Annotated in this window: 8 protein-coding genes and 1 pseudogene; 5 read left to right on the top strand and 4 right to left on the bottom strand. The window is 70.7% G+C overall.

Annotation, left to right across the window (positions count from 1 at the left end):
* Positions 1-347 (bottom strand): annotated as a pseudogene (locus ABIA35_RS40025) (hypothetical protein); the annotation flags it as partial.
* Between the two features lie 652 nt (positions 348-999).
* On the opposite strand from ABIA35_RS40025, the gene ABIA35_RS40020 reads away from it, so the two are divergent.
* Together ABIA35_RS40020 and ABIA35_RS40015 are read left to right on the top strand one after the other, a co-directional pair.
* Positions 1,000-2,055, top strand: a complete 1,056-nt coding sequence (locus tag ABIA35_RS40020) for a phosphotransferase family protein (RefSeq protein ID WP_370334652.1) — start codon at positions 1,000-1,002, stop codon at positions 2,053-2,055.
* Positions 2,056-2,062: 7 nt separating this feature from the next.
* Positions 2,063-2,812: an alpha/beta hydrolase gene (locus tag ABIA35_RS40015; protein ID WP_370361403.1), complete on the top strand. Its 750-nt coding sequence runs from the start codon at positions 2,063-2,065 to the stop codon at positions 2,810-2,812.
* Positions 2,813-2,826: 14 nt separating this feature from the next.
* On the opposite strand, the gene ABIA35_RS40010 is transcribed toward ABIA35_RS40015, so the two are convergent.
* Positions 2,827-5,199 (bottom strand): GDSL-type esterase/lipase family protein, encoded by a 2,373-nt coding sequence (locus tag ABIA35_RS40010; RefSeq protein ID WP_370334656.1) that lies wholly within the window; start codon positions 5,197-5,199, stop codon positions 2,827-2,829.
* A gap of 62 nt (positions 5,200-5,261) precedes the next feature.
* The gene (locus ABIA35_RS40005; RefSeq protein WP_370361402.1) at positions 5,262-6,155 is read right to left on the bottom strand and encodes a hypothetical protein; all 894 of its coding nucleotides are present in this window, start codon (positions 6,153-6,155) and stop codon (positions 5,262-5,264) included.
* A 180-nt stretch (positions 6,156-6,335) separates the two neighbouring features.
* On the opposite strand from ABIA35_RS40005, the gene ABIA35_RS40000 reads away from it, so the two are divergent.
* Positions 6,336-6,530, top strand: a complete 195-nt coding sequence (locus tag ABIA35_RS40000) for a DUF6229 family protein (protein WP_370334660.1) — start codon at positions 6,336-6,338, stop codon at positions 6,528-6,530.
* Positions 6,531-6,537: 7 nt separating this feature from the next.
* A complete protein-coding gene (locus ABIA35_RS39995) occupies positions 6,538-9,453 on the top strand; it encodes a type 2 lanthipeptide synthetase LanM family protein (RefSeq protein WP_370361401.1) in 2,916 nt (971 codons plus the stop codon).
* Here ABIA35_RS39995 and ABIA35_RS39990 read toward each other — a convergent pair.
* Positions 9,450-11,486, bottom strand: coding sequence for an ABC transporter ATP-binding protein (locus ABIA35_RS39990; protein WP_370361400.1), 2,037 nt, complete (start codon positions 11,484-11,486; stop codon positions 9,450-9,452). The genes ABIA35_RS39995 and ABIA35_RS39990 overlap by 4 nt on opposite strands.
* A 142-nt stretch (positions 11,487-11,628) precedes the next feature.
* Between ABIA35_RS39990 and ABIA35_RS39985 the strand changes: the two genes are divergently transcribed.
* A complete protein-coding gene (locus ABIA35_RS39985) occupies positions 11,629-13,821 on the top strand; it encodes an NEW3 domain-containing protein (RefSeq protein ID WP_370361399.1) in 2,193 nt (730 codons plus the stop codon).
* The last annotated feature ends 12 nt before the right edge of the window (positions 13,822-13,833 follow it).

Here is a 13,833-nt window from a genome sequence, read left to right as displayed (position 1 = left end):
AGATCTACCGCCAACGCCTCGCGGAATCCTTCCGCCTGGACCCCGAAACCCCAACCACCACCACAGGAGGCGCAGTATGACAACACCGTCGGCACACCTAACACCCTGGTGCCCGCCCCATGCGCCTTCGGGATCTCAACGGCCTTCACCGGCGGCGGGAAGTACGACCCCGAGGACATCCGATTCCAGATCTTGAACAGATTATTCTTCAGATCCTTCTCAAACGCCTCGATCGACCGCCCATCCACCCCAGATGCGCCCTGGTTCGCCTTCACCTTCTCCCACGCCGCCTGGACAGCCCACTTCGAAATCACGAACGGCTTGTCCGGCGCTTTCAACTCGTCCACCCGACTCCTCCCCCAGACACCAGGTCTGAAGTTGATCGAACAAACAGGTCACGAACGACCCGGCCCCTTTGCTCCAGCCCCATTACAGGACCATCACCGCTACTACGAGCCGGTCCGCCGGCGCATCCGGCAACGGGTACTCAACAGCCACCGCCTACAGGCCCACGCCTGGACCGCGATGACCCTCCCCTGTCGCCCCACCCACGGCGAGGCTGCATCCGCATACGCCTTCTCCAGTTCCACTCGAACGCCGCAGACCGGGCTCACGCCACCTTCATGCCGGACACCACCTGGCCAGTAAGCGGATATCCGCCAGGCTCATCCCGGGACCACGACTACGCCCCGGTTTCGATGCCACCTGATTTTCTTTCGACACGTCAGCAGTGGTTCACTCACGTTCGCCTTCCCGGTCCCCACCTGACACCTCAACAGGTGCCTTTTCCTCGATCGCTCACCACGACGGTCTTCAGCCAACGCAGCACGAGGCGGTTTGAAGCCTCCCTCCGCAGGGCGACTCCGAAGGGCCAAACCTTCATCGTCCGAGCAGCACCGCTCCAGAGAACTCCCCTACAACGAGCCCCCTTCGCGTTCAGGACACACAGCCGTCAAAAAGGCTCAGCCCCCTGTGTCAGTCGGCCGCTAACCTCCAAGAATGACGACCGCCGCCGACATCGCCCGCTTCACAGGCCCCTACAACCTCCCCGACGGCGAAGTCCCGGTCATCGACGGCACACCGCGCTGGCCGTGGGACGAGGCGGTCGCGCGGCAGCGGTTGGTGCGGGTCGCGCGGTCGGCCGGGTTGGCGCTGACCGGGGACGAGGTGTTCGTCGAGAGCGGCTCCAACGACGCCTGGCTCCTGCCGGACGCGGTGCTGCGCGTGTGCTGGCGCGGCGACGTCGACCGGCTGGTGCGGGAGGCCGAACTCGCGGTGGCGTTGCCGGACGGCGTGCCGGGGCCGCGGGTGTTGGACTCCGGCCGTGACGACGCGGTGAGCTGGATGCTGGTCAAGCGCCATCATGCGACGTCGCTGTGGCACGCCTGGCAGTCCGAGCCCGCGCCGGTGCTGCGCGACTACGTCCGGCAGCTGGCCGATATCATCCGGCGGCTGCACGACTGGCAACCGCCGGCGGCGGTCCTGGAGCGCTACCGCGCCGCCGAGGCCGCCGACACCGAAGCCGACCCGATACGCATCGCCGCCAGTACCCTGACACCGTTGGCCGCCGCCCAGTTGCACCGGCTCATCGACCACGCCCGGGGCCGGCCGTACGTGGACGCGGACGTCCTGGACCGGATCGCCGCCCGCTTGTCGGCCACGGCCGCGGCCATCCTGCCGATCGACCGCGGTACCGACGTCCTCGTGCACGCCGACTGCACCCCGGCCAACGTCCTGATCGAGGACGGCCGCGTCATCGCGCTCCTGGACTTCGAATGGGCCCGCCTCGGCCCGCGCGACATAGACCTCACGCTGCCGGCGTTCTGGGCCTGGACCGACCGCCAGCGCCCCGACAACGGACGCCCGGCCATCGTGCCCTGGCTCACCGAGGCCTACCCCGCCCTGGCCACCACGCCCGAGCGCCTCTGGCTCTACCGCACCGGCTTCGCCCTCCGCGGGCTCATCCACTGGCCGGACTACGCACCGGAGGCCGAACTGCCACGCGCTCATCCGGTGCGGCAGCTGCGCCACCTCGCCAGCCCCGAAGAGGTATAGAGGAACAGTGAACGTCTCAGTGATCAGCGGGGTCCCCTTCGGTGCCGGCGGCCAGCGCTTGGATGCGTATTGCCCCGACACGGGCAGCCAGGCCTCCCCCATCGTGCTGCTGTGGCACGGAAAAGGACCGGACGAACGCGACGTCCTCGCACCCCTCGCCCTGGCGACGGCCGCCGAGGGCGTCGTGTGCTTCGTCCCCGACTGGCGGCCCGACGCTGAGGACGCCGGGCGTACCCACCTGCGCGAGTCCGTCACCTTCATCCGGGAGCACGCAGCCGACTTCGGCGGCGACGCGGCGTCGGCCACGCTCGCCGGCTGGTCCTTGGGCGGCAAGACGGCGGTGGCGGTCGCCCTGGACCCCGCGGCGCTCGACGGCTGGCGGCCCCGAGCTGTCGTCGCGGTGGCCGGAGGCTACACCACCCCGGATCCGCTCACCGGCCGGGCGGCGATGGACCGGCTCGCCAACAGCGACGAACCGGCGTCCTCACCCATCCCCATCCACCAGGTTCACGGCACCGCCGACACGATGGTCGACGTCGCGCAAGCCCGCGCCCTGCACGCGGCCCTGCGCCGCCGGAACTGGCCGACCACCCTCACCGAGCTCGACGCGGATCACGCCGGCGTCGTCATGACCGTCTACGACCCGGAGCTGTGCCGCTGCGTACCCAGCGATTCCGACCGTGTTCTGTCCGCCGGGCACCAGACGGCGCAGCTCATCGCTCAAGCCGCGACCGACCCGTCAACGAGCTCTGTCTAACCCCTCACCCGAGCTCACAGCTTCGACAGATCCACCACATTCGTCATCGCCTGATACCCCGCCGAGCTCGGGTGCAGGTGATCGCCGCTGTCATACGCCGCCAGCAGCGCGTCGGGGTTCGCCGGATCGCGCACCGCCGCGTCGAAGTCGACGTAGCTGTCGAACACGCCGCCGCTGCTGCGGATGAAGCTGTTCACCGCCTGCCGCTGCGTCTCGTAGGCACTCGTCCAGGCGCTGTAGCCCTCGAAGGGGGTGACGGTCGCGGCGATCACCGTGATGCCCTGGGCGTGCGCCTCGGCGGCGATCTGCTTCAGGCCGGCGATGACCGCGTCGGCCGAAGTGCCCGACTTGACGTCGTTGACGCCCTCGAGGATCAGCAGGGTCTTGACGTTGCTCTGGCTCAGGACGTCGCGATCGAGGCGACTCAGTGCACTGATTCCTCCGTTCCCGCTCCCCTGGACGCCGGTGAAGTCGTCGCTCACCACCCGGTTGGCGCTGATCCCCTCGTCGATCACGCCCCGGTGCGGGTACTGGCTGGCCGCCAGCCGCCGCCACAGGTCGTTCGGCCAGCGGTCGTTGCCGTTGTAGGTCGAACCGACGCCGTCGGTGATCGAGTCGCCGAGGGCGACCACCGTTCCGACGGCCGAGCCGCTGGGGACCACGTCCACGCCGGACAGCAGCGTCCAGAAGCCGAACGTGTTGTTCACCGGGTAGTTGCTCACATCAGCGGTCTGATCCCCGGCGTTGTCGGCCGTGGAGTACATGTCCTGCATGCCCAGGCTGTGTTGCGACTCCAGCTGCACCGTGCCCGGGAAGTACACGCTCACCAGCAGGTTCGCGTCGGCCGGCACGGTGAACGGCACCGCGTCGCTGATCGCCTGGCCGCCGCCGGGTATCGTCGTGGCCTGATTCCCGGCGAAGGTCAGCGTGGCCGGGGCGCCGGTGGCGACCGAGGTGCTGCTCTGCACCGCGACCGTGACGTGCCCGACGTTGACCGGCACGCCGACGAACGCGTTGTCCAGCCGCACCCGCACCTGCGTGCCGCCCACGCTGGAGTGCTCCACCATCCGCAGCGTGCGGTTCGTCCACGGCCCCGGCACGAGCCCGTCGTCGGCCGCCGCGGCCCAACTGCCGCTGAACGCCCCCGCCGAGGCCCGCACGCCAAGAGCGAACACGTGCAGCTCGTTGCCGGCCGGCGCAGAGACCAGGGTCGGCAGCGTCAGCGAGGCCAGCGTCTTGCCCGCCGCCAGCGGCACCGACTCGACATAGAACTTCGCCGTGGCCGTCGCCTGGCCGCCCGTCTGGTTCCAGTGCGGCAGCGTCACCGCGACGGTGTCCGTCGCCCCGGTGATCCAGTCCGGCGTGCCCATCGTGTAGTTCTGCGTGCTGCCGTCGCTGTACGTCAGCGTCCCCGAACCGGAGGCGGCGCCGTCGGTACTGGTGGCCAGGAAACTCAGGGCGCTGCCAGCGGCCGAGAAGGCGATCCGCTGTCCGTTGGCCACCACGTTGTCCGGCTGGCCCGCCGCGACCTGCGGCAGGGCCAAGGACGCGGCACCGGCCACCACCCGCGCGCCCGGCGACCAGCCGGCGGCGATCAGGTCCTGCTGGGAGAAGCTGTTGCCGTTGCCGTCCAGATTGGCGCCGGTGACGTTGCCGTCATCGCTGATGCCGACGTTGGTGAACGCCGCCGCCAAACCGGCCACCGGCGGCTTCGGCGCGAAGGCCGCGGCGAACACGTGCATCGCCGAGCCGCTGCCGCCGGTCGCGTGCGGCAGCGTCACCGAGGCCACCGTCTTGCCGGCCACCAGCGGCACCGAGGTCGTGAACAGGCTCACCTGGTGCACCTGCCGGCCGCCGGTGGAGTTCCGGTACGGCGCCACCGCCGCGATCGCGACGGTCCCGGTCCACCAGTCCGGCACCGACATCGCAAAGCTCTGCGTCGTGCCGTCGGAGTAGGTCACCGTCCCGGTCCCGGACGTCGTGCCGTTCGTGCTGGTCGCCACCAGGTCCAGCGCGCCGCCGGAGCCGGCGTCGGCGAACGTCTGGCCGGCGGCGACGGTGTCGTCGTTCTGGCCCGGCGCGATCTGCGGAACGCCCACCTGCGCCCCGTCGGCCAGGGTCACCACCGCCCCCGGCGACCAGCCGTCGGCGGCCAGCGCCTGCGCGGAGAAGGCCGAGCCGACCCCGTCCAGGTTCGCCGCGGTCGGCGCGGCGTCGTCGCTGATCCCGGCGTTGTCGAAGGTGGCCGCCAGGGCGTTCGAGGTCGAAGCCGCCGTCGCGGTCGCGGCACGCGCGGTGCCGTGCATGAAGCCTGCCGAGCTCAGGCACAGGGCGAGAAGGAGCACTGCGGGCCGGCGCAGCCGGGCCCGCTGGAAGGGAACGTTCACATCTTCCGAGTGTCGAAGTACTCTGCGACAATGTCAATGGCCTGCTACCGATTCTGGTAACGCTACCCGTCAAGGGATTCCGGGATCGCCCTGAGCAAAGCGGCGATCGAGGCGCTGCCGGTGCCCGCCAGATCCGCGGCGACCCGCGCCCGCTCCCAGGGCTGCGCGTCCCGCGCCAAGGCCGCGACCCGCTCGACGATCGCGGTGGAGACCACCGTGTCGCCGGCCGCCATCAGCTCCGCGGTCACCCCGTGCACGCCGCCCAGGAAGGCCCGGCCGTGCACCGCCAACTCGATCGTCCCGCACGCCCGCAACGCGCCCCAGTCACCGGCCGCGATCGCGGCACCGGCGACTTCGGAGGCCTCCTTCGGGCCGCTCACGCAGTGATAGCCGGCCTCGGCGCCGAGCGCCAGCAGCGCCCGGTGCACGGCGATCGTCCTGCGCAGCCGGGGATCGCCGAACGCGATCTCCACGAGCATTTCATCAGCATCCTGCGAACACAGCCGGCTGACCCGCGCGTCGTACAGCGCCCTGGACTCCTCCCACGACGGCGCAGAGATCCATGCCGCGACGTCATCGATGTCCTCGTCGGCGAAGAACGCCCACGCGGGAAGCCCCTCCCCCGTCTCGGCCCGCCACGTACACTCCACCACCTCCGGCTCGACCCGGGTCCGGTTCCGTACCAGAACCCTGACCTGTCCGCTCACCGGCGGTACCGGGCAGTGGCGCAGTCCGGCCGCCAGCCGTATGCCGTGCACGACCTCGCCGTGCAGCGCCTGGTACCACGCGTAGGCCAGCGTGATCAATGCCCGCGACGCCTCGTCGGGCAGGTTGGCGATCGCCTCCTCCCACAGCGCCGGCACCTCTGCCACCCGCCCCTGGGCCGCCATCGCGTTCGCCCGGTCGCCGAGCGAGGCCGCCACGGCGCGCATCGCGTCTGGATCCGGAGCCGGCATATCAGCCATCATGCGCCTCGATGTGTGTCAGCACTCTGTCATGCTGTGAATGAGTACAAATACGCGTATGTTCACGCTTGTCAGTCCGCACAGTGAGATATATACAGAACACATTGAGGACGAACCAGACGGTGATCCCCGGTCCGTCCCCCACCTTCCCCCCACCTTCGGAGGTCTCGCATGCCCAAAACCGAAGTCCTCGACCGCGCCGACGACGTCATCAGCAGCTGGCTGAGCTCGGCCGACGAGAGCCCGGCCGGCCCGCTGTACACCGGCGGCAAGTACGCCGAGGCCGACATCGTCGGCGCCGTGGTCATCATCACCCGGGGCACGTGCAGCTCCTGCACCGCCTCGCGCGGCGGCGAGTGCTGCTGACGCTCAGGTGACCTCCCGCTTCTCCGGCGAGTTCGCCGGAGCCCTGGGCTGCCTGGCCGCGCCGGTCTCGGCCGGCCTGGCGGCCCGGCTCGCCGGCGTCGAGGGCTTGTCCGGCCCCGAGCGTACCGCGATCGCGCAGGCGGCCGAGCGCGCCATCCTGGAGACCGTCCACCGCAAGGTCAGCAGGGTCCTGCTGCTCGAACTCAACGCGGCGCGCGTCACGGGGCGATTGACCGCCCCGGACCCGGCAGAGCGCTGGAACGAGTTCCTGAAGATCGCGGACGACCCGCAGTTCTGGCACTCCCTGGGCAGCCGCTACCCGAGCCTGGGCCGGCGCCTGGACACCGTCATGCAGCGCCGCGCCGACGCCGCGCTGACGCTGGGCCGCCGGTTCGCGGCGGATCGCAGTACCCTGACGGACCTGACCAAGGTCGACCCCGGCGAGCTGCGCCACGTCGACTTCGGTGCCGGCGACAGCCACCGGGGCGGGCAGTCGGTCGCGATCCTGGAGCTCGACCGGGCCAAGGTCGTCTACAAGCCGCGCCCGGTCGACGTCGACAAAGCCCTGGCGCACCTGCTGGACACCGTCCTGCCCGACGTCCCGGCGGCCACGCGCATCCGCGTCCCCGCCGTCATCACCCGCGACGGCTACGGCTGGAGCGAGTTCATCGAGCACCGCTACTGCGCCTCCGACGCCGAGCTCAGCACGTTCTACCGCGGCGTGGGCCACTGGCTGGCGGTGATGCGCCTGCTCGGCGGCAGCGACCTGCACACCGAGAACGTCATCGCGCACGGCCCTGTCCCGGTCGTCGTGGACTGCGAAACCCTGTTCAGCACCATCCCGCAGGGCCCGCCCTCCGGCATGGGCCTGGCGGTGGACGCCGCGGCCAAGCTCGTGGACGAGACCGTGCTGCGCGTCGGCATGCTTCCCAACCGCGGCGCGGCCCTGGGCTGGCGCGGCGTGGACTCCTCCTCCGTGGGCGCGCTGCCGGACGAACAACCCGCCGGCCAGGTCCCGGTCATCATCGACGCCGGCACCGACCACGCGCACCTGGGCTACGCCGAGGCGACGCCCCAGCCGGGCGCCAGCCTGCCCAGCCCGAAGCCGGCCCTGGCCGACCACTGGGAGACGGTCGCCGCGGGGTTCGAGGAAGGCTCGGCCGCGCTGGCCGCCGCCGATGACGCCGACGTCCTGGAAGCCGCGATGGCCGCCTTCGGCGACTGCCGGATCCGCATGGTGCTGCGCGCCACCGACGTCTACGAGGAAGTCGCGCGCATGCTCTGGCACCCGGTCTCGCTGCACGACGAGCCGGCCGCCGTGCACCGCGCCACAGGCCTGTTCGTCCAGATGGCACAGCAGTCCTCGGCGGCGCCGAGCGATCCGGACGTCGTCGCGGCCGAGATCGCCGACCTGCTGACCGGCGACATCCCCTACTTCGGCACCACGCCCCACACCGGCCGCCTCACCGGCCCCGACGACACCCACTGGCTGCCCGAGCGGGACCTGGTGGCCGACGCGCTGACCCGCTGGCGCGGCGCCGATCTGGAGTTCGACCGCAGCATCATCCGCGCGACGCTGGTCAGCGCGTATCTGAACTCCGACTGGACGCCCAGCAAGGGACTGCGGCCGCCGACCCTGATCAGCAGGCAGGACGTCGACAAGCGTCGCAGAGCCCTGGCAGCGGGCCTGGTCCGCGAGGTCCGCGACAGCGCGACCCGCGGCGCGGACGGCACCGCGACCTGGATCGCGCCGGTGCTCAGCCTCACCGGCTGGGTGGTCCAGCCGCTCAGCCCGGACCTGTACAGCGGACTGCCGGGCGTGGCACTGCTGCTGGCCGGCTACCGGCAGGAGGCCGAGGCCGGACGGGCCGATCCGCTCGAGGACCTCTCGCCGCTGCTCGACGCCACGGTCCAGACCATCCGCCTGGCCGGCGACCACGCGGCGAAGCTGCGCGCGGACGGCGTGGCGATGCGGCCCCGCGAGCCCGGCGGATGGGTCGGCCTCGGGTCGGAGCTGTGGACCTGGCTCACTTTGCGCGGCCTCGGCGTGGTCGGCGACGAGGCCCTGGACCGGGCCCGGGCACTGGCCGCCCAAGTCCCCGAGGCCATCGGCGACGCCGAGGAGTACGAGATCGTCTCCGGGCCGGCCGGCGCCGTCGTGCCGCTCCTGCACCTGGCGGCGGCGACCGGTGAGCAGCAGTGGACTGATATCGCCGCACACATCGGCACCGTGCTGTGCGATGCCGCGCTCCGCAAAGACGTCGGCGTCGCCTGGCCCACGACCCGCTGGCCCGGCGGCCTCGGCGGCTGCGCGCACGGAGCCTCCGGCATCGGCTGGGCCCTGGCCCGGCTCGCCCTGGCGACCGGCGACGCCCGGGCCGCCGCGACGGCGCGCTCCGCGTTCGCCTTCGAAGAGTCCTGCTACGACGAGGCCGCGGGCGGCTGGAGCGACCTTCGCGAGATCGAACCCGACCTGACCGCCAACGCCTGGTGCCACGGCTCGGTCGGGATCGCCTTGACCCAGCTGGATCTGGCGCGCCGCGGCTGGCGGGCCGCCAACGCCGCCAACGCTGCCAACACTGCCAACGCTGCCAACACCGACAGCGTCCTGCGACGCGCCGCTGCCGCCGCGTACGGCCACGGCATGGGCTGGAACCACACCGTGTGCCACGGCGAGCTCGGCGTGTGGGAGCTGATGGACGCCGCGCTGCGCGACGGCTTCGCCCCGGCCGGCGTGGACCGGGAGGGCTTCGAGGCGCGCATCCTGGCCAGCCTGGAGGAGAACGGCGCGATCAGCGGCATGGCCCGGGAGGCGTTCTCCCCGGCGATGATGTCCGGGCTCGGGGGCGTGGCCTATCAGCTGCTGCGGATGGGAGTGGGGAGCACCCTGCCGTCGGTGATGGTGCTCGACGATCCGCTTTAGAGGGCGGGTTCGGCCTCGGCGGGATGGATCGGTTGGGCTGGACCGATCCGCTCGCCGAGGCTGTCGCCTTTCTCAAAGCTCTGCCGCTGCAGCCGGTAGGAGCGCGCGTACCAGCCGTCGGCCGCGATCAGCTCGGCGTGCGTACCCTGCTCGGCGACCAGGCCGTCGGCGAAGACGTAGATGTAGTCCGCGCATTCGGCGACGTTGCCCAGGCGGTGCGTGATCATCACGACCGTCCCGCCGTACTCGCGCAGCCGGCGGTAGAACGCGGCTTCGGCGGCGGCGTCCAGGCTGGAGGTCGGTTCGTCGGCGATCACCAGACAGGCGCGCCGGAAGAAGCCGCGGGCCAGCGCCAGGCGCTGCCACTGGCCGCCGGAGACCGACAGGCCGCCGCTGAGGCTGCGCTCCAGCAGCGTGTCGTAGCCGCGCGGCAGGGCGCTGATGAACCGGTGCGCGTCGGCGTGCCGTGCCGCCTCCTGGATCCGTGCCGGTTCCGGATCCGCCGTCCACTCCCCGATGCGGATGTTCTCGCGGGCGGTGAACGGGAAGCGCGTGTGGTCCTGGTCGATGAAGGCGATCCGGGAGCGCAGCGTCTCGACGTCCATGGCGGCGCTGTCGTGGCCGTCCCAGGTGATCCGGCCCGCATCGGGCAGGTACAGGCGGGCCAGCAGCTTGGCCATCGTGGTCTTCGCCGCGCCGTTCTCCCCCACGAACGCGACGACCTGGCCCCGTTTCACCCGCAGCGAGACTCCCGCGACCGCCTGCGTCTTCGCCCCCTGATAAGCGAACACGACGTCCTCGGCGACGATCTCCTGGAAGTCCTCGGGTGTCGGTTCGTCCCCGGCCGGCGGAAGATGCCCGGCCGCGTCGTTGCAGAACGTGCGGTAGTCCTCCAGATACAGGCCCTCGGAATACAGCTCGTTGATGTCCATCGCCAGGCTCAGCAGCGCCTGCTGGACGCGGCTCACGGCCAGGTACGCCGTACCTCCGACGGCCAGCGGAATGGCCTGCTTCCACAGCAGCAGGGCCAGCACGGCGTAGACCACGCCGGTGAACAGCCCCGCGACGGCGTTGCCGGCGACCATGGACGAGGTCTCGGCACGGACCAGCTGCAGACGCTCGGTCAGGTAGGCGTCGGTGATGCGGCGGTAGCGCTCGACCAGGTATCCGGACAGCGACAGCGCGCGGACCGCCGCGGCCGAGGTGGTCGTCACCGACAGCTGGGTCAGCAGGGTCTGCCGGCGCCGCCCCTCCACCCAGCGGACGAAGACCTTGTAGTCCAGCCGTGCCACCCGTACCGCGGCCCACCAGCGCGGCACCACCGACAGCAGAAGCAGGGGCACCAGCACCGGATGCAGCACCGCCAGCACCCCGGCCACGCCGATGAGCATCGCAAGGCTCTGCAACACCTGCTGCGTGATGGCCAGCATGCTGCGCGCCGAGATGGATCCGCGCTCGGCGCGCTGCGAGGCGTCGACCCAGTCGGCCTTGTCGAACGCGACGAGTTCGGCGCGCGTGCACAGCTCCTGCAGCCGGATCATCGCCTTGGCGTCCATCATCGGCCCGAGCTGCTGCGCGAACGCCTTGGCCACCGAGTCGCACAGCGAGCGCGAGGCGGTGAGCACCAGCACCACGAGCATCGACGGCAGCGCCGCGCGGATCCGGTCCGGGGTGGCGCCGGCGCCGAACAGCGGGGCCAGCACGTCGGTGGTGGCGTACAGGCTGAACGCGCCGGCCAGCGAGGAGGCGGTCTGCACGACCAGCAGCGCGACGGTGCGGGGCTTGGAGGCCTCGGCGGCCAGCCGGAGCGAGGTCACGATCAGCAGCGGCAGCCGGCGCGCCACGGTGCGGAATCCGGTCCCGGCGGTGTCGGCGTAACCGGCGCTCCAGGCGTGCGGGTCCGGCGCCATGTCGTCGACGACGGTCACGGGCACCGCGTCCACGTCGAACATCCGGGTCATGCGCCGCCACAGGCGAGCCCACCGCGTCATCAGATCAGTCTCGCCGACCCGGCGGGAACCGTCGAGAGTCATCGTGGCCTGATATCGCCGGCGGGCACTCGTGCACGAACTCTGCGCGGAACTGATTGAAACTGACCCTTCCCAAACACTTGCGCACGGCGCTCGCGCTTCTTACGGTGACTCGGCGAGATCAGTCCTCTCCCTCGGAGGTGAAATGTCCCGCACCGCCCCACAACGGCTGTTCGGCGCGCTCGCCGCGGCCGTGATGGTGATCGGCGCCGTGACGGCCGCCGCACCGGCGGTCTCGGCCGACACCGGCACCGGCACCGCCGCCGCCGCGCCCGCGATCAACACCCACCCGTCCTACAACGGCCTGTCGCTGACCCCGCCCATGGGTTTCAACGACTGGGCCGGCTTCGAATGCAACAGCGACATGAACGAAGCGCTGTTCACCAAGACCGCCGACGAGATCGTCTCCCTCGGCCTGAACAAGCTCGGCTACGACTACGTCAACATCGACGACTGCTGGATGCAGAAGACCCGCGACGCCAACGGCAACCTGCAGGTCGACGCCACCCGCTTCCCGCACGGCCTGAAGTGGCTCGGCGACTACATCCACAGCAAGGGCCTGAAGTTCGGCATCTACGAGGACGCCGGCTACAACACCTGCCAGGGCGCGGCAGGCAGCTACGGGCACTTCCAGCAGGACGCCGACCAGTACGCGTCCTGGGGCGTGGACTACCTCAAGCTCGACTACTGCTACGAGCCGATGGACGCCTTCCCCGGCAAGTCCGAGAGCCAAGTCGCGCAGATCGTCTACACCGAGGCCAGCCAGGCGCTGCTGAACACCGGCCGTCCCATGCAGTTCTCCGAGTCGGCCCCGGCCTACGTCTGCTGTTCGGGCTCTGACTTCACCAACGAGCTGACGTGGCTCTACCAGCACGGCAACCTGTGGCGCTTCGGCTCGGACATCTACGACGCCTGGCCGAGCGTGCTGGAGAACTACAGCGAGGACAACACCCCGGGCCTGGCGCAGTGGGCCGGCCCCGGACACTGGAACGACGCGGACATGCTGGAGGTCGGCAACGGCGGGCTGACGCCCACCGAGGAGCAGACCCAGATGACCCTCTGGGCCGAGATGGCCTCGCCGATCCTGCTGTCCACCGACCTGTCGAAGCTGACGCCGACCGAGGTGGGGATCGTCTCCAACCCCGATGTGGTGGCGGTGGACCAGGACAAGCTCGGGGCGCAGGGGACGATCGTGCAGTCCGGCAACGGATACGACGTGCTCGCCAAGCCCCTGGCGAACGGCGACGTGTCGGTCGTGTTGTTCAACAAGGGCGACACGGCGCAGACCGTCACCACCAACGCGGCCACGATCGGCCTGCCGGGCGGCGGCGCGCCGTTCCAGCTGACCGATCTGGTCAGCAAGGCCGTCAGCGCCAGCGACGGCACGATATCGGCCTCGCTCGCGCCGCACGCGACGACCATCTACCGTGTGCACGCCAGGGGCGACAAGCACCTGCCGATCCACACCGCGGCGACGATCAGCGGCGCGACGCTGGCCGCCGGGGTTCCGACTCCGGTCACCGTCTCGTTCAGCGACTACGGCTACTTCGACGCGCAGCAGCCCGCTGTCACGCTGAAGCTGCCGACCGGCTGGACCGCGACGCCGTCCTCGGTGAAGCTCAAGAACGTCAAGCCGGGGACGTCGGCGACGGCCACGTTCGTCGTCACCGCGAGCACTCCGCCACCGGGGAAGGTGACGACGACGTTGACCGCGTCGGTCGCCTACCGCGACCGCGGAGCCCCGGCGACTGACAGCGCGGACCTGTCCAACGTCACGAACACCCCCTTCCCCTCACTGGCCGGCGCGTTCAACAACACGGCGATCAGCGACGAGACCAACCCAGGTCCCGGCAACTTCGACGGGGACGGCGACAGCTACTCCGCGCAGGCGCTCGCCGCCGCGGGTGCCACGCCGGGCGCCACGGTCACGGCCGGCGGCACGACGTTCACCTGGCCGTCTGCGGCGACCGGGACGAACGACAACGTCGCGGGCAGCGGGGTCATGGTGAACCTCAGCGGGCAGGGATCCAAGCTCGGCTTCCTCGGTTCGGAGGCCGGGTTCGACACCGACACGGTGACGGTGACGTACACGGACGGCACGACCAGCAGCGGCAGCCTCGGATTCCCGAACTGGTGCTGTTCCTCGCCGACCGCGTACGGCGCCACCCCGGCGATCGTCACCACCCATCGGAACACGCCCAGCGGCCCGGCCAACTTCGGAGTCGATTACGACGTGTTCTACAACTCGATCGGGATCGACGCGACGAAGACGGTGAAGACCGTGACCGTGCCCGGCGATCCGGCCATCCACATCTTCGCGATGACGGTTCAGCCATAGGTCAGCCATAGA

Origin of the sequence: Catenulispora sp. MAP12-49, assembly GCF_041262705.1 — a bacterium.
Lineage (GTDB): Bacteria > Actinomycetota > Actinomycetes > Streptomycetales > Catenulisporaceae > Catenulispora.
The sequence above is the reverse complement of the archived record's forward strand: the minus strand, read 5'-3'. Positions and strand labels throughout refer to the sequence as shown.

What these genes read in the sequence shown, in the direction of transcription:
- ABIA35_RS40005 (WP_370361402.1), bottom strand. Translation starts at nt 6,155, where the DNA reads ATGCCGGCTCCGGATCCAGACGCGATGCGCGCCGTGGCGGCCTCGCTC.
- ABIA35_RS40020 (WP_370334652.1), top strand. Translation starts at nt 1,000, where the DNA reads ATGACGACCGCCGCCGACATCGCCCGCTTCACAGGCCCCTACAACCTC.
- ABIA35_RS39985 (WP_370361399.1), top strand. Translation starts at nt 11,629, where the DNA reads ATGTCCCGCACCGCCCCACAACGGCTGTTCGGCGCGCTCGCCGCGGCC.
- ABIA35_RS39990 (WP_370361400.1), bottom strand. Translation starts at nt 11,486, where the DNA reads ATGACTCTCGACGGTTCCCGCCGGGTCGGCGAGACTGATCTGATGACG.
- ABIA35_RS40000 (WP_370334660.1), top strand. Translation starts at nt 6,336, where the DNA reads ATGCCCAAAACCGAAGTCCTCGACCGCGCCGACGACGTCATCAGCAGC.